Annotated in this window: 18 protein-coding genes; 6 read left to right on the plus strand and 12 right to left on the minus strand. The window is 64.5% G+C overall.

The window, feature by feature from the left end:
• The first annotated feature begins 4 nt into the window (after positions 1–4).
• From RJT37_RS05870 to RJT37_RS05880, 3 genes are all read left to right on the plus strand, one after another.
• Positions 5–955, plus strand: coding sequence for a DNA-3-methyladenine glycosylase family protein (locus RJT37_RS05870; protein ID WP_313688585.1), 951 nt, complete (start codon positions 5–7; stop codon positions 953–955).
• Positions 956–1,258: 303 nt separating this feature from the next.
• Complete coding sequence (locus RJT37_RS05875) at positions 1,259–1,762, plus strand: DUF555 domain-containing protein (RefSeq protein ID WP_313688587.1); 504 nt, start codon at positions 1,259–1,261, stop codon at positions 1,760–1,762.
• A gap of 144 nt (positions 1,763–1,906) precedes the next feature.
• Positions 1,907–2,278 (plus strand): truncated hemoglobin, encoded by a 372-nt coding sequence (locus tag RJT37_RS05880; protein WP_313688589.1) that lies wholly within the window; start codon positions 1,907–1,909, stop codon positions 2,276–2,278.
• Between the two features lie 223 nt (positions 2,279–2,501).
• Here RJT37_RS05880 and RJT37_RS05885 read toward each other — a convergent pair whose 3' ends face one another.
• A complete protein-coding gene (locus RJT37_RS05885; protein WP_311173184.1) occupies positions 2,502–2,738 on the minus strand; it encodes a UPF0058 family protein in 237 nt (78 codons plus the stop codon).
• 257 nt (positions 2,739–2,995) lie between these two features.
• Between RJT37_RS05885 and RJT37_RS05890 the strand changes: the two genes are divergently transcribed.
• Complete coding sequence (locus RJT37_RS05890; protein ID WP_313688592.1) at positions 2,996–3,403, plus strand: translation initiation factor IF-2 subunit beta; 408 nt, start codon at positions 2,996–2,998, stop codon at positions 3,401–3,403.
• Positions 3,404–3,501: 98 nt separating this feature from the next.
• On the opposite strand, the gene RJT37_RS05895 is transcribed toward RJT37_RS05890, so the two are convergent.
• From RJT37_RS05895 to RJT37_RS05935, 9 genes are all read right to left on the minus strand, one after another.
• Positions 3,502–3,681 carry a DUF7836 family putative zinc-binding protein gene (locus RJT37_RS05895; RefSeq protein WP_311173186.1) on the minus strand — a complete coding sequence of 60 codons (180 nt, stop codon included), beginning with the start codon at positions 3,679–3,681 and terminating at the stop codon, positions 3,502–3,504.
• Positions 3,682–3,763: 82 nt separating this feature from the next.
• Entirely contained in the window at positions 3,764–4,768 is a 1,005-nt protein-coding gene (locus RJT37_RS05900; RefSeq protein WP_313688594.1) for a transcription initiation factor IIB, read from the minus strand.
• 238 nt (positions 4,769–5,006) lie between these two features.
• A complete protein-coding gene (gene corA / locus RJT37_RS05905) occupies positions 5,007–6,005 on the minus strand; it encodes a magnesium/cobalt transporter CorA (protein ID WP_390209104.1) in 999 nt (332 codons plus the stop codon).
• A complete protein-coding gene (locus RJT37_RS05910) occupies positions 6,002–6,166 on the minus strand; it encodes a hypothetical protein (protein ID WP_313688595.1) in 165 nt (54 codons plus the stop codon). The genes corA and RJT37_RS05910 overlap by 4 nt, the downstream gene beginning before the upstream one ends.
• A 193-nt stretch (positions 6,167–6,359) precedes the next feature.
• Positions 6,360–7,007 carry a DUF6517 family protein gene (locus RJT37_RS05915; protein ID WP_313688596.1) on the minus strand — a complete coding sequence of 216 codons (648 nt, stop codon included), beginning with the start codon at positions 7,005–7,007 and terminating at the stop codon, positions 6,360–6,362.
• 192 nt (positions 7,008–7,199) lie between these two features.
• Positions 7,200–7,751 (minus strand): DUF8009 family protein, encoded by a 552-nt coding sequence (locus tag RJT37_RS05920; RefSeq protein ID WP_313688598.1) that lies wholly within the window; start codon positions 7,749–7,751, stop codon positions 7,200–7,202.
• Positions 7,752–7,984: 233 nt separating this feature from the next.
• On the minus strand, positions 7,985–8,281 hold the full coding sequence (locus tag RJT37_RS05925; RefSeq protein ID WP_313688600.1) for a DUF8152 family protein: 297 nt from the start codon (positions 8,279–8,281) through the stop codon (positions 7,985–7,987).
• Positions 8,282–8,359: 78 nt separating this feature from the next.
• The gene (locus RJT37_RS05930) at positions 8,360–8,965 is read right to left on the minus strand and encodes a class I SAM-dependent methyltransferase (protein ID WP_313688602.1); all 606 of its coding nucleotides are present in this window, start codon (positions 8,963–8,965) and stop codon (positions 8,360–8,362) included.
• Positions 8,966–9,007: 42 nt separating this feature from the next.
• The gene (locus tag RJT37_RS05935) at positions 9,008–9,661 is read right to left on the minus strand and encodes a potassium channel family protein (protein ID WP_313688603.1); all 654 of its coding nucleotides are present in this window, start codon (positions 9,659–9,661) and stop codon (positions 9,008–9,010) included.
• 200 nt (positions 9,662–9,861) lie between these two features.
• On the opposite strand from RJT37_RS05935, the gene RJT37_RS05940 reads away from it, so the two are divergent.
• Together RJT37_RS05940 and RJT37_RS05945 are read left to right on the plus strand one after the other, a co-directional pair.
• Positions 9,862–11,316 (plus strand): APC family permease, encoded by a 1,455-nt coding sequence (locus RJT37_RS05940; protein ID WP_313688605.1) that lies wholly within the window; start codon positions 9,862–9,864, stop codon positions 11,314–11,316.
• Between the two features lie 4 nt (positions 11,317–11,320).
• Positions 11,321–11,974: a TrkA family potassium uptake protein gene (locus RJT37_RS05945; protein WP_313688606.1), complete on the plus strand. Its 654-nt coding sequence runs from the start codon at positions 11,321–11,323 to the stop codon at positions 11,972–11,974.
• An 84-nt stretch (positions 11,975–12,058) separates the two neighbouring features.
• Here the strand turns inward: RJT37_RS05945 and RJT37_RS05950 are convergent, their stop codons facing one another.
• Entirely contained in the window at positions 12,059–14,299 is a 2,241-nt protein-coding gene (locus RJT37_RS05950) for an amino acid permease (protein WP_313688607.1), read from the minus strand.
• Between the two features lie 61 nt (positions 14,300–14,360).
• Positions 14,361–14,801 carry a universal stress protein gene (locus RJT37_RS05955; RefSeq protein WP_313688609.1) on the minus strand — a complete coding sequence of 147 codons (441 nt, stop codon included), beginning with the start codon at positions 14,799–14,801 and terminating at the stop codon, positions 14,361–14,363.
• Between the last annotated feature and the right edge of the window lie 469 nt (positions 14,802–15,270).

Raw genomic sequence — 15,270 nt, forward strand, 5'->3', positions numbered from 1 at the left:
GACGATGACTGCCGACCCCGACCCGGCCGTCGGTTCCCACCTCGAATCCGGCGCGATCGATCTTTCCCAAATCGCCGGCCCGTTCGACCTGCAGGCGACCGTCGAGAGCGGACAGTCGTACCTGTGGGACCGCGCCGACGGGCGGATGTACGAGTCGATGGACGTCCACGGCGGCGACGCCTGGTACCGGACGGTCGTCCCGCCGATCGACGGCGTCACCGACGAGCACGTCGCCGTCCGGATCCGGCAGCGCGACGGTCGGCTGGAGTGGGAAGCGACTGCAGATCCCGTCCCGCTTCTGATGCACCTGCTCCGTCTCGACGACGACCTCGATGCCATCTACGACACCGCCCCCGACGACGACCTCATCGAGCGGGCGTTCGACGCCTACCGCGGGATGCGACTCGTCCGCGATCCGCCGTTTCCCTGTCTGATCTCGTTCATTTGTTCGGCGCAGATGCGCGTCGCGCGGATCCACGGAATGCAGACCGCACTCGCCCGGGAGTTCGGCGAGGAGTACCGGCTGGGGTCGGAGACACTCGACGCGTTCCCCGAGCCTGCCCAGCTAGCCGCGCGGAGCGAGGCGGCACTCCGCGACCTCAAACTCGGCTATCGCGCGCCCTACGTCCAGCGGACGGCCGAGATGGTCGCAGACGGTGAGGCCCACCCCTCCGAGGCGGCCGGCCGCCCCTACGAGGCGGCCCGGGAGTACCTGACGCAGTTCGTCGGCGTCGGCGAGAAGGTCGCCGACTGCGTCCTGCTTTTCTCCTTGGGCTACCTCGAAGCGGTCCCGCTGGACACCTGGATCCGGACGGCCATATCCGAGCACTTTCCGGACTGCGACCGCGGGAACTACGCCGAGACGTCGCGGGCGGTGCGGGACCGTCTCGGCGGCGAGTACGCCGGATACGTCCAGACGTATCTGTTCTACTATCTCCGCGCGCGCGAGCAGTGACTGCCGGGGATCCGAGACCGTGGGGTGGCCGCGGAGCGTGTCGCGGCCGGGCAGTGTTCAGATAAGCGACTACCGGCTGGAAAACCGCCATCGGGTGGGACTGGAAGGGGCCGCGGTCTCGACGAGCGAGACGACGCAAGGACCGCAGGACGGAGTCCGAGGACCGCAGCGAGTCGCAGCCGTCGAGACCGCGGGGGCTTCCGATATCTTCCTCTCAATCTCCTCGTCACTTTTCTCCTTATCTGAACAGTACCGTATCAAACGGGCGAATCTTTGATGCCGCAGGCCGTTGTACATACACGTATGGACTGTAGAGTCGTCGTTGAGGCCGCCATCCCGGTGTACGACGTGACGACGCCCGACGAGGCGATTCGCATCGCCATCTCGAAGACGGGCGAGATGCTCAATCCGGACCTGAGCTACGTCGAAATCTCGATGGGGTCGCGGACCTCGCCCGAGGGCGAGGAACTCTCCCCGGCGTTCATCGCGGCCGACGAGGCGCTCGTCGCCCTCGAACTGGAGATGACCGTGTTCAACGTCGAGCGGGAGCAACACGCCTCCCGGATCGCGCGCAAGGAGATCGGCCAGCGGCTCGACAACGTCCCGCTGAAGGTACTCTCCGTCGAAGAGATCGAAGACGAGGACGGCGAGGGGGACGAAGACGATGACGAGGCAGGGAACGAAGACGGGGACGACGAGGGAGACGAAGACGAGACGACCGCCGAGTCAGCCGAGGGATCGGCGGACGGTGCGGACGACGACGAGGACCTCATCCCCGAGTTCGACGAACTCGTCGACGACGGGTGAAGCGGCCCCGCGTGACGATTCCGGTGGTCGCGGCTCGCTCCCGAACCGGCGACGACGGCGGTTCTCCCGAGCGGATCCGGACGTCCGTCCAGGTTTCGGACGTCGACCGATAGTATCGTGTACTTCGAGCAGTCAGTGATACCTATGACGAAGGAGACGCTTTACGAGCGGCTGGGCGGCCGCGACGGAATCAGTGCTGTTGTCGATGAGTTCTACGATCGGCTGGTCGAAGACGAAACGCTGGGCCCGTTCTTCGAAGACGCCGATCTCGAACGGCTCAGGCGCACCCAGACCGATTTCCTCTGTGAGGCTGCGGGCGGCCCGGAAACGTACGATGCCGAACCGGTCCGCGAGGCGCATCTCCACGTCCCGTTCACCGAAGACCACATCGTGCGGGCGGTCGAGATTCTCTCTGAAACCCTCGACGAATACGAGGTGCCGGACGAGGATGCCGAGAAGGTCATCCAGGCGATCGCACAGTATCGCGACGAATTGCTGGCGCGCCCCGACGACTGATACTGATTACTCTCGTCTCTTCCCGCCAACGGGGGTGACGTTCGGCGGTAAACAGTGAGAGTGATCGGTATGAGCCTCCCGCGCCGGCTGAATCTATCAGTGTCCGAGAGAGAGGCGTTCCCTGATCGGAAACGAGAACGACGGGAGAAAGACGGGAGTCATCCGCAGGTCAGCGCTGGCGCTGGTCGGTGTAGCACAGGGAGGATGCGGCGAGATGTCGCGTTCAGTCGGCAGTCGCTGCGACGGGGTCCTGCTCCGCCTCGTCGAGCGATCCGGTGATTCCTTTGATCAGTTTAAATACGGCGGCTTTGTGATCCGTCTTCGATTTGTGGATCGATGTCGGTCGGACGCCGAGTTCGTTGTATGCTTCCAGCGGCACTTCTTCGTTCTCCCACGATTCGACCTGTGTGTGTACCTCCGCAAGCAGGCCGTGAAGGTGGATGAGCTCCTGCTTTTTCATAAGCAACCAAAGGTTGAGACTGGAAGAATATATTATTATCCTGAGTATCGTTAACAAACGTCTGGCGAATATTGGGGTGAAACGGCCCGATTCGGCGGATTTACCGTGTTCGATAATGAACGATTCCCGTCACAGTGGAGTAATTGATCGCGGTTTCTCTCCCCGGAAGGCATAACTATATAAGTACTGGCGGCGCGCGGCTCGGGACGCGCCTGGACATATGAACGCTTTACATCGCGCGTCTCCTACCACGCCGTATGGATTACGAGGACCAGCTCGATCGAGCGCTCGAACAGTCTCCGGAGATCGCAAGCGGCGGCGACCGGTTCGAGGTTCCGGACCCGGAGGTCCGCCCGGAGGGGAACGTCACCGTCTGGGAGAACTTCGAGGCGGTCCACGATCGGCTCGCGCGCGACCCCGATCACCTGATGCGCTTCCTGCAGTCGGAACTCGGCACGAGCGCGCAGATCGACGACCGGGGACGCGCCCGGTTCACCGGAGACTTCAAACAGCAACGGGTCGCCGACGCCTTAGAGGCCTACGTCGAGGGCTTCGTCACGTGCAGCGAGTGTGGCTCGCCGGACACGCGTCTCGTCGACGAGCGGGGGACGACAGTGCTGAAGTGTGACGCCTGCGGGGCGATCTCCTCGGTGCCGGATATCTGAGGCTGATTGCTCTCCCTGTTACTGCCGAGCGCCACCCGTTGACGGCGCTCGACGGGAAGAGACGAGAGTACTAAGTACCACGAGAGCCTCAGGAACCGCTACTCGAACTGTTTTACCGCGTCGAGGTCGCGTTCGGTCCGCATAAACTCCGCGAGTCGGCGCGTCGCACCGCAGGACGAACAGGTGAAGTTCTCGCGGTGATTCGGCAGCGACGTCGGCTCCGCTTGCCAATCTTTCCCACATTCGGGACACAGGAGTCTCACAAACGCTTCGACCATAGTCGGACCGAATCCCGGTACGTCAATAAAGGTTGGTGCGTCGGCCAGTGGTCACGGAAACTGTCTGACTGCGAGGTCCCGATCAGGCAACGATGCCCGCGTCGCCGGCTTCCAGCAGTTCCTTGTAGCGGTTGCGGATCGTGACCTCGGAGACGTTGGCGACGTCGCTGACCTGGCTCTGGGTTACCTTGTCGTTCGTCAGCAGAGCGGCGGCGTAGACTGCAGCAGCCGCGAGGCCGACCGGCGACTTCCCCGAGTGGATCGCGGCGCGCTTCGCGTTCCGGAGGAGCTCCCGAGCCGTCCGCTCGGCCTCGTCGGAGAGGCCCAGTTCCGAGGCGAACCGGGGGACGTACTGCTCGGGGTCGGCGGGTTCGACCTGGAGCGAGAGTTCCCGGACCACGTAGCGGTAGGTCCGCGTCAGTTCCATCTTGTCGACGCGGGAGACGCGCTCGATCTCGTCGAGCGACCGCGGAGTCCCGGCCTGACGGGCCGCGGCGTAGAGGGCTGCGGTGGCGACGCCCTCGATCGACCGGCCGGGCAGGAGGTCCTCGTCGAGCGCGCGGCGGTAGATGACTGACGCCGTTTCCCGAACGTTCTCGGGGAGGCCCAGCGCCGAGGCCATCCGGTCGATCTCGCCGAGGGCCTGCTTGAGGTTCCGCTCCTTCGAGTCCCGGGTGCGGAACCGCTCGTTCCAGGTTCGCAGCCGCTGCATCTGCTCGCGCTGCCGCGACGACAGGGAGTTGCCGTAGGCGTCTTTGTTCTGCCAGCCGATGTTCGTCGACAGACCCTTGTCGTGCATCAGGTTCGTCGTCGGCGCACCGACGCGGGATTTCTGATCTCGCTCGGCGCTATCGAACGCGCGCCATTCGGGCCCGCGGTCGATCGAATCCTCGTCGACCACGAGTCCACAGTCCGTACAGACGGTCTCGCCGTGTGCCTCGTCGGCGACGAGCGTGCCACCACACTCCGGACAGACCTGCGTCTCCTCCTGTTCTGTCTCCTCGCTCGCCTGTTCGGTCGCTCGGTCCTTCTCGCTGGCCTGCGGTGTGCGGCTCTCGACGTACTCTCGGGTTTCTGTGTTGCTCATAGTGGGGGAGTGTTCGTTCTCGGTCGGGAAAGAGTGAGAGAGACGTCCCGCCGGAACTGAACTTACTATCAGTAAGTACCTCAAGTATATAAAGCTTTCTCAAAGCTGTTTCGGACCGAGAGCCTCGAAAACGCGGCGGAAAGTGCATTTTGGCATTTCTGTCGGCACTATCGAAGATTCCTCACGATTATATATACGTTTCGCAGGAGTTGCAGTTGGATCGGTCGCCGCGACGACGTCAGATCCACCCTTCGGTCCGGAAGTGCAAAAGCAAGATTCCGGTCACGAGGGCCATCCCCACTACCACGGCCGGATAGGCGTACGCCCACGTCAGTTCCGGAAGGTTCGACGCGTGGCCCTCGAAATTCATCCCGTAGACGCCGACGACGAAGGTCAGCGGGATGAAGATCGTTGCGACGACGGTGAGCCGCTTCATCACCTCGTTCGTCGACTGGGAGACGACGTTGAGGTAGATATCGCGCGTCCCGCGGGTGAGTTCGCGGTAGGTTTCGGTGAGGTCGACGATCTCGACGAGGTGATCGTAGACGTCCCGATAGTACTTCTCGGTGACCGGCTCGACTCCCTCGACATCTCCGCGTGCGAGCACGCCGATCGCCTCCCGCATCGGCCAGACCACCTTTCGGAACGACAGGAGGTCGCGGCGGACGTCGTTGAGGCTCTCGATGAGCGTCTCGTCGGGGGTCGAGAGGATCGCCTCCTCGATATCCTCGATGGTGTCGCCCACGCTGTCCAGCAGATCGAAGTAGTCGTCGACGGTCCCATCGATCACGCGGTAGGCTGCGAAGTCCGGGCCCTGCTTCAGCGTCCGCCCCTGCTGGTTCTCGACGGACTGCCAGACGTCCGAGACGACGGGGACGCGCTCCGGTTCCATAGTCACCGACACGAGCCAGTCGTCGCCGAGAAACAGGCCGATCGGCTGGGTTCGGATCTCCTCGTCGAACGTGGTCTCACCCCGTTCGAGCGCGACAGTCTTCACCAGGACGAACGTGTGCTCCTCGAACTCCTCTGTCTTCGGCCGGACGTCGCTCCGGACGTCCTCCAGTTCCAGCGGGTGGAGCCCGAACGCTTCCTCGACGGCACTGAGCTCCTCTGCTGTGGGCGAATTTACCCGGACCCACGTGGTCCCGGGGGCGTGCCGAGCCGTTTCGAGGTCCGGTTCGTTCGTGATCGTGTGGTGGTCGACGGTTCCGACGTCGTAGACGATCGCTGAGATCACTGCGATCCACCCCCCACTGAGCCGATCGCGTAGAGTGTCACGCCGACCATCACGCCCACGAGGCTGGCCGCCCGGCCCGGATACGGCGCTGCAACGCCGATCGCGTAGCCGAGGACGGCAAGCGCCGTGAGGCCGATGCCGAGGGTCCGCGTTCGTGGCATACCCGACCCTCGCGGAGAAAGGACAAAAGCGTTGTTCGGAGTGTCGGCACCGCCGCGATGCTCCCATCGGTTCCTCCCGACGACTGTGGCGGATCAGCCCGTCGACTCCGCCGGATCGGGCCGACGACTATGGCGGATCAGCCCGTCGACTTCACCGGATCGGGCCGACGACTGTGGCGGATCAGCCCGTCGACTATGCCGGGTGTTCGAGTGCGCGCATCATCGAGAGGATGTTCTCCTCCTCGCCGTCGAGCTGCTGGGGGTAGACCCCGATCGCGAGGATGAAGTCGTCGCCGTCGCGGTACTTCGTCACGTGGACGAAGACGTCGATCTCCTGGCCTTCGAAAGTCGCCGTCGCGGCGAACTTCGTCACCGTCGTTTCGGTGCCCTGGGCGGTGATGTTCTGCTCGCTCACCTGTTCGATGTCGCTCAGCCCGGAGTACTGCTCTTGGACTAACTCGACCAGCCGAGCGTTGGAGTAGCTCCCGATCGGGTTGAGTGTCTGTCCGGCGACCTCGACGGCGGGCGTCGAGACCACTGTGAAGACACCGAGGTCGACCTCACCCAGCGGCTGGAGTTCCATACTCTTCTTGTAGTCGGTGATCTGGTTCGAGGCGATGACCCGCCGTTCCTGGCCGGCGACCTCGAACGACCGGTCGACCTCAACCGTCCGCGTGTCGTTCAGCTCGTAGCCCGTCTCCGCGACCGTCCCGTCGGCGACGGTGGCCGGCTCGGCGGAGATTCTGAGCGGCTCGTCTCCGGTGAGAAAGCCTATACACCCGCTCGTCGTCAGGAGTAGTGCGATGGCGACTGCGGCCAGCACACGACGATTCGATGGCACGGGCGGAGATACTCGCCCGATCGGATTTAAACCCGCGGGTCAGTCTTCTCGGGTTCGTCCGAATTGCGCCGGATGAACGCCGGTTTGCGGGCCTGTGTACCGCTCTCGGCTGTCTGTCAACCTCCTTCCCGGCGTCGACGGGCCCACAAGGGTTGTTTCGGTTCGGTGCGCGTTCCCCCGGTCGAGGACCTTCTAGCCGAGATACGAGACTGCCACGGTGTGTGGACCCGCATCGGTCTCAAGAGTGATCTCCTCGACGAACCGCTCGCGGACTGCCGTGCGCCACGCGTCGACGGCGCGCTGGTGCCGCTTTCGGTGCCGTTCCGGTGTGTACGGCGTCTCCGAATCCCGGAGCGCGTCCTCGGTGTCGTCGACTGTCGGATACGACGGCGGTTCCGACAGAAACCGCTCGGGCGGGAGGTGGATCGGGGCTGTCTCGGCGGTGTCGTCCCTCGTTCCATCGCCCGCGTCGCGCTCGTTTTCGGCTGCCGATCCGTCGTCCACGTCGCCGGTTTCGGCTGCCGTTCCCGACGGTGTCGCCGACTCGACGACGTCGACCGCGTGGAGTCGCGCCCGCATCCGGCCGGAGAACGGCGGTGTCACCCGGAGCACAAGCTCTCGGCCGCCGCGGACCGACGCCTCGAACGCGTCGACGACGTCCGCCGTCGTCACTGCCAGCGACCGGATCCGACGCGGGTCTGTCGGGGGATACTGTGCGCCGCCGTCGCAGTCACCCGCCGGCATCTCAGTCGGCCTCTCCCCGTGCGGTGTCGTCGAGGATGCTCAGTTCACCCTCACAATCGGGACATCTGGCGCGGAACGACCCCGGGGAGACGCGGGCACCACACTTCCGGCAGATGAAAGACCGTCGACCACTCATCACTCACGCTGGTAGGGCGCCGAGTGTGTTAACTCTTGTCGTGATCTGTGGGGAGTCATCGACAATCCGACAACGAACCGTGGCGACTGCTGGACGTCTATCCATCTGATTCGTCGACCGCCTCCAGAATCTCCGCCGCGACGGTCCGGGCGGCGTCGACGTGTTCGTCGGCGGCCGCGTCCTCGGTCGTGTCGACGTTCGCGAGGAGGTCGACGACGTGACCGATCCGCTCGGCCACGACGTCCGGATCGGCGTCCCGCCCGACGAGGTCGTCGGCGATCGCTTCCGACTCGCCGATCCACCGACTCGCGGTCCGCTCGACCGGCCGTTCGCTCGTCGCCGCGAGGTGCTCGTGGAGCGTCTGGAGGTCCGACTGGAGGGATCCGTTCGTCACGGCTGTCCGGAGGGCGCGAGGCGGAAAAACGGTGTCGCCGGGAAAGCGGGAGTGTCCGTGGCGACAGCGACCACGACGCTACCGCTCCGGCTCGGGATACGACTGCTCGCGACCTGTGGTGTTGCGGGCGATGATCCGCGCTGTCGCCGTGGTTCTGCCATCTTCTAGCTGTTCTGTCGTCGCGTCGAAGTAGAGGACCGTGAGGTCGAGACACGCGTGGAGGAGTTCGTTGGCGCCGAACCGGTACCGGCCGCCGGGCGGCCCGACGTCGACGGGGTCGCTCGTCCGGAGGTGGTGCTCGACGAAGAGGACGCCGCCGTCCGCGAGGGCGTTTTTGATGTCCGCGAGGCGATCTATCGCGCGGTAGAAACTGATCGTGATGACGTCGTAGGTCGCCTCGGGGAAGGAAAAGGAGGGCACGTCGGCCTGGATCCAGTTCGTCCGCCCGGCGACGCCGTGGGATTCGGCGTTTCCTCTGGCGATCTCCAGTCCGACGCGCGACTGGTCGATGGCGTCGACGCGATACCCCTCGCGGGCGAGGAACACGGCGTTCCGCCCCGTCCCCGTCGCGATGTCGAGCGCGCGACCGTCGGGGAACGTCTCGACGTATCGTTCCAGTACCGGCGAGGGGTCGGGATCGGTCGGGTACTCCCCCGCGCGGAAGCGCTCGTCCCAGGTGGTCATAGGGATACCTTGATAGGCCCGAATAAAACCCTTCCCGGAGTGCTACCCCCGCATCAGATTCAGCACTTCGTCGACGACGTCCGACTCGACAGCGACAATGTACCGTTCGTTTGGCTCCAATCTCGTCTCGGGGCCGGCGAGTTCCTCCCGGTCGGCGGTCGAAAGCAGGAGGCTGCCCTCCGGAAGCGCGATCTCGTCGAGCTGCCGGCCGGCGACCGGCGCCGATTCGGTCACGGTTACCTCGATGATATCGAGGTCTGCAGTCGGGTACACGAGCGTCCGGATCCCCTCGCCCGTGAGCATATCCGCGGCGTGGTCGCCGCCGAGGTACTGTGGCATCAGGGTCGCGTCGACGACTTCGTCGTACTCGTGGTCAGTTCGCGTCTCCGCGCGCGCGAGCGTCCGGATCGACGGGGCGAGCTGTTGGGCTTCCATACAGATCGCCAGGTTCGTCCCCGTCTCGTCGGTGAGTGCGGCGATCGCGTCGGCGTCGGTCAGGTCGGCTTGCTTCAGGATCGACGGGCGCGTGGCGTCGCCGTGGATCACGGGGCCGAGGTAGGCGTCAGAAAGTTCCGCGACCCGCTCTTCGTCGGACTCGATCAACACGACCTCGTGATTCTGGCCCGCGAGGTTCTCGGCGGTCTGCAGTCCGACTCGTCCGCCACCGGCGATCACGAACCGTTTCGTTCGGGTCATCAGGGAGACTGTTCTCGGGCCTGTCACTTCACCGACTGCTCGATTCCCAGGCGGCTGGAATCACTCGTCCGGCCGCCGCCACCATTTTAATAAACCTCGGTTCAATTCTTCCGTCAGAGGAATTCCCCGGATAATAATATGCGACGAACAGCTGATCGAGAGCGTACGATGGACACGGAACGAAACGACGGTGTTACCTGATGAGCGGCAGTCAAACGCGGTCCCCGGAAGCCGAACTCGGGTTGCTCGATGCGACGATGATCGGAATGGGGGCGATGATCGGGGCCGGCATCTTCGTGTTGACGGGACTGGCCGCCGAAATCGCTGGGCCCGCTGCGATCCTGGTGTTCGCCCTGAACGGGGCAGTCACAGCCTTTACCGGGCTCTCGTACGCCGAACTCGCGGCGTCGATCCCGAAGAGCGGCGGCGGCTACGCGTTCGTCCGGGAGATCTTCGACGACCTCTCGTCGTTCATTATGGGCTGGATGCTCTGGTTCGCCTATATGATCGCGGGCGGGCTGTACGCGCTCGGCTTCGCGCCGAACTTCCTCGAACTGTTGCACGTCTACGGGATCGTCCCGCCACCCGACCAGGTGGGTGCCATCGCCCTGCCGGTCGTCGATGCGGCGGTGCCGCTCGCGTTCCTCCTGGCGTTCGTCGCCGTGCTGGGGCTGGTCGCGCTCAACGCCGTCTCGACGGCTGCAAGCGGGAGCGCCGAGACGATTTTCACGATCATCAAGGTGAGCATCCTTGTCGTGTTCGTCGGCTTCGGTTTCGCGTCCCCGATGTTCTCGGGGGCCGAGTTCCAGCCGCTGTTCCCCGAGGGAGCCGGTGCGACCGCAGTACTGCCGGCGATGGGGCTGACGTTCATCGCGTTCGAGGGCTACGACCTCATCACCACCGTCACCGAGGAAGTCGAGAACCCCCGTGAGAACATCCCGAAGGCGATCTTCGTGAGTCTGATCGCGACCGTCATCGTCTATCTGGCGGTCGTCACCGTCGCCGTCGGCACCCTCGGGGCAGACGGACTCGCCGACGCCGGCGAGGCAGGCATCGCCGCGGCGGCGACGTCGTTTATGCCGACCGGACTGCCGATCATCCAGAACGGCGGCGCGCTCATCGTCTTCGGGGCGGTGTTCTCGACGTTGACTGCGCTGAACGCGGTCGTGATCGCCTCCTCGCGGGTGGCGTTCTCGATGGGTCGTGAGGGTCAGCTCCTGCCCTCGTTCGGGCAGATCCACCACCGCTACGGGACGCCGTTCGTCGCGATCCTCACGAGCGCGATCGTGATGCTCGGGTCAGTCGCGCTCCCGACACAGAGTGCCGGGAATATGGCGAGTCTGTTCTTCCTGCTTTCCTTTATCATCGTCAACGTCGCCGTGATCAGACTCCGCCGGGAGCGCCCGAATATGAACCGCCCCTACAAGATGCCGTACTACCCCGCGCCGCCGCTGATAGGCGTCGCGCTCAATCTCCTCTTGACCGGGGTGCTCGTGGAGTACCTGCTCCGGACGGATCCGCTCGCGCTGGGGCTCAGCGTCGCGTGGATCCTGCTGGGGGGGCTGATGTACGTCGCGCTCAACCGCGTGCGAGCGCGGTCCGACCGAGGCGAGAACCGCACCGACACTGAAATGACACCGGCGACTGAAGACTGATCCTATGACAAGCACACTCGACATCATCATCGCGGGCGGCGGGCGCGTCGGCTTCCAGACGGCCGAGATCCTCGCCGACCGCGGCCACGACGTAACGATCATCGAACGCGACGAACGGATCGTCTCGGAGATCGCCGACGAGTGGATCGCGACGGTCATCCAGGGCGATGCGACCAATCCCGACATCATCGAACAGGCCGGCGTCGAACGGGCCGACGCGATCGCGGCACTCACCGGGGAGAGCGGACTGAACCTCGCCGTCTGTCTGGCCGCGCAGGAACTCACGCCGGGGATCCGGACCGTCGCGCGGATCGATCGCGCGTCCGGCGAGACCTACACGCGCTTCGTCGACGCGGTTCTCTTCCCCGAACGGGCCGGCGCGCGGGTGGCGGCCAACGAGATCCTGGGAAGCGACGTCCAGACGCTGGCGGACGTGACGGGGAGTCTCGACATTATGCTCGTCCGCGTCGCGGAGGGAGCGCCGGCCGCGGGCAAAACGCTCTCGCAGGTCCGCTTTCCGGACGGGACGCTGATCGTCTCCGACAGCGAGGGTCACCGAATCGCCGGTCCCGACACGACGCTGTCAGCCGGCGACCGCTACGTCGTCGCCGTCGAACCGGACGTCGCCGACGAAGTCATGAATCTGATGCGCGGATAGGCCCCGTCGGCAACGCTCTCATTTCATCGGAAGGTCCCGCTGAAAGGGACGGATCGAAAGAAACGAACCCCTCTGAGCGCCTGCTCAGCGGCTCAGAAGCCGATCGAGGAGCGATCGGCCGTGGCTCTTTTCGGCCAGGATCACCGAACTGTCCACCTCTTCGACGATCTGCTGTGCGGGCGATCCTCTGAACAGTCGCACGAGCAGCCCCTGTTCGGATGCGCCGATGATCACAAGCGACGCGTCCTCGGCGGCCCGGACGATTTCCTCTTTCGTGTCACCGGATTCGACCCGGATGTTCGCATCCGAGAGGCCCCTGTCCTCGGCCCACCCGGTGAGGAACTCCTCGCCAGTCGACTGCGAATCGGCGACGTGCAGGAGCGTGATCTCCGAACCGTACTCCTCCCGCAGTACCTTCGCGACGTCCGCGGCGTACGCCGAGCCGGGGCCGCCCCGGGTCGGCACCAGAATCCGCTCGGGGTCGAACCCGCGATCCTTGACGACGAGGAAATCGGCGGGTAGCTCCATCGTGATCTCGTCGAACGCGCTCTCGGCACGGCCGGGGGAGCCGTGCGAGTTCGCACCCCACCCCATCACGACCGTGTCCGCCTCGTGGCTCCGGGCGGCGTCGAAGATCTCCTCGAACCCGCGGTGCGAGAGGATCGTGCGCGTCTCGATGTCGACTCCGAGTTCGTCGGCGTGCTGGCGAGCGCTATCTAAGAGCGCGTCGTAGTCTTCCTCGTGTTCTTCGATGTGATCTGCCGCGTACTCCAGCGACGTCTGGTCGGGCACCGTCACGATGTGGACGGCGTCGACGACGCCGCCGTGGTGCTTGGCGACGGCGCTGGCGAGCGTGATGAGGTTCTCCTCGTGCTGCGGGTTGGCCAGCGGGACCATCACGCGGTACCGTCCGCCGTCCGGCCTGACGGATTCGGCCGCCGAGACCGCCGCTTCGGGCATCGAGTCCGACCGCGAGAGGATGAACTCCGAGAGCTCTCCCATCGCCTCGGTCCGGGTGCGTGCGTAGCCCAGGTACCACACGATCGCGCCGACGACCAGTCCGCCGCAGATCAGGATCACTGTCGGATTGATGAAGGCAATCAGCGCGAAGGACGTCAGTGCGCCCACTATCGGGGTGAAGGGATACAGCGGCACGGTAAACGAGGGCTCGTAGTCGGCGACGTTCGCCTCGCGCATCACGATCAACGCGATGTTGAGGAGTCCGTAGATGACCAGATGGAGGACGCTCCCGAGCGTCGCCAGCAGTTCGACGTTGCCGGCCGCGATGAACCCCAGGATGAGCGCGCCCGTGATGGCGATCGCCCGATACGGCGTCCCGTAGCGCGGGTGCACTTCGTTGATCGACGGCGTGAGGATCTTGTCCCGGCCCATCGCGAAGTTGATCCGCGAGGACGCCAGGATCGAGGCATTCGCGCTGGAGGCGGTCGCCAGGAGGCCGCCGACCAGCAGCGCGATCGCGCCCGCCGGCCCGAGGATGAGTCGCCCGACCTCGACGACCGCGATGTTACCGGCAACCTGCTGTTCGGCGATGAAGCCCTGCTCGACCGCCGCGGCCATCACGATCAGGACCAAGGCGTAGATGACCGAGACGAGCAGGACGCTCCCGATGACCGCACGCGGCAGGTTCTTCCCGGGTTCTTGGATCTCCTCTGCGACGCTCGTGATCTGGACGAAGCCGAGATAGGAGACGAAGATCAGCCCCGTCGTCGTCATCATCGGCCCGAAGCCCTTGCTCGGCGGGAGGTTGGCCGGATCGGCCCGGAGCGCGCCGACGACGGTGAACACCGCCAGAATTGCGACCAGGAGGATGACGATGATGTTCTGTAACCGCCCGGTCTCCTTCGCGCCGATGTAGTTGACTGTAACAAACAGCGCCCCGCCGAGGAAGGCGATCGTCTTGACGGCGGGGAGCGCGATCGGCCCGAGCATCAGCGGCCCAGTGAGGCCGAAGATCACCCGGATGTACTCGCCGAACCCCACCATATAGAAGGCGCTCGCGAACGCCAGTCCGAGCCAGTTTGCCCATCCCGCGATCGACCCGAAGAGCGGGCCGAGCGCGCGGTTGACGTAGAAGTACGCCCCGCCGGATCGGGGCATCGCTGTGCCGAGTTCGCTGGCAGACAGTGCCGTTAGCAGCGCGATACCGCCGCCGAGCAGAAAGGAGACGACGGCGAACCAGCCCGACTGCTGGATGGCGTTGCCGGGGAGCACGAAGATCCCGGCCCCGATCATCGTCCCGACGCCGATCGTCAGCGCGGCGAGCGGGCCGAGGTCCTTCGCCAGTTCCTCGTCGCCCGTGCTCATAGACTGCCTCCGGCCGGCATTCTTGTGCCCCGAATAGTTGTCCTGACGGCGTTTCTATCGTTCATTCGGAATCACCCTCCGCGGGGAGTGCGATGACGGGGCGATCCGCTCGCGTAACCAGCTTCATCGAGAGGTCCCCGGACACGAACTGCAGCAGCCGGTTCCCGCCGCGGGAGCGGTAGGCGATGGCGCTCGCGTCGACCTCGTCGGCGGCCTCGAAGATCGCATCCACGATGTCGCGGCCGTACGCCGTGTGATCGTCGGCGTCGGGGAAGATCCGACGGACCGCCGCGTAGGACTCCTCGGCCAGTTCTTCGGACTGTTCGACGGGCGTTTTGTCCGGGACGCCGCCCCCCTTCTCCACCACGTGCAGTGCCGTGACGTGGTCGGGCCCGTACGGTTCGAGTTTCTCCGCCGTCGCCAGTGCGTCGTCCTCGTTTGCGACCGGAAGGAGTACGTGCGCGAGCAGGTCTTTCGTCTCGGTTCCGGAAGCGTCGGTCATACGTTGGGGAAACAACGTCGGGAGTGATTAAGATGTCCCATTCAGACCCCGGCGCTTCAGTTTGTTTTTGCTTCGCTGTCCCCTTCGCTCCGCTCGTGGCGTCGTGGAGTTCGAGAATACATATACCAGTCCGCACTCAATGACGCCTCTGAGCGGCCACAGTCTCGAGAACGCAAGCTGGTTCACCGTCAACGAATCCATAGATTAGGTATATAATTCGACCGATCTCCGATGAGCGGAAACGCCCTTGGATCGTCTTATGTAGTTCATTTCAGGTTGGAAGACGGTGGTCTAACTATTTACAAGATATCCACACCAACCGCAGAAAATTGTACCAGACGAGTTTGGTTTCTTCGAGTTGCGTTAACGATGACGTATACCTCGGATTGACCACTGGCAGAATCAGTATTTCAGGTGCTACAACGACAGAAGAATCCTTTTTAAATCGTGATAAGGAAGATGGTAACAC

It is taken from the genome of Halobellus marinus (assembly GCF_032113415.1).
In the GTDB taxonomy this organism is placed as follows: domain Archaea; phylum Halobacteriota; class Halobacteria; order Halobacteriales; family Haloferacaceae; genus Haloquadratum; species Haloquadratum marinus.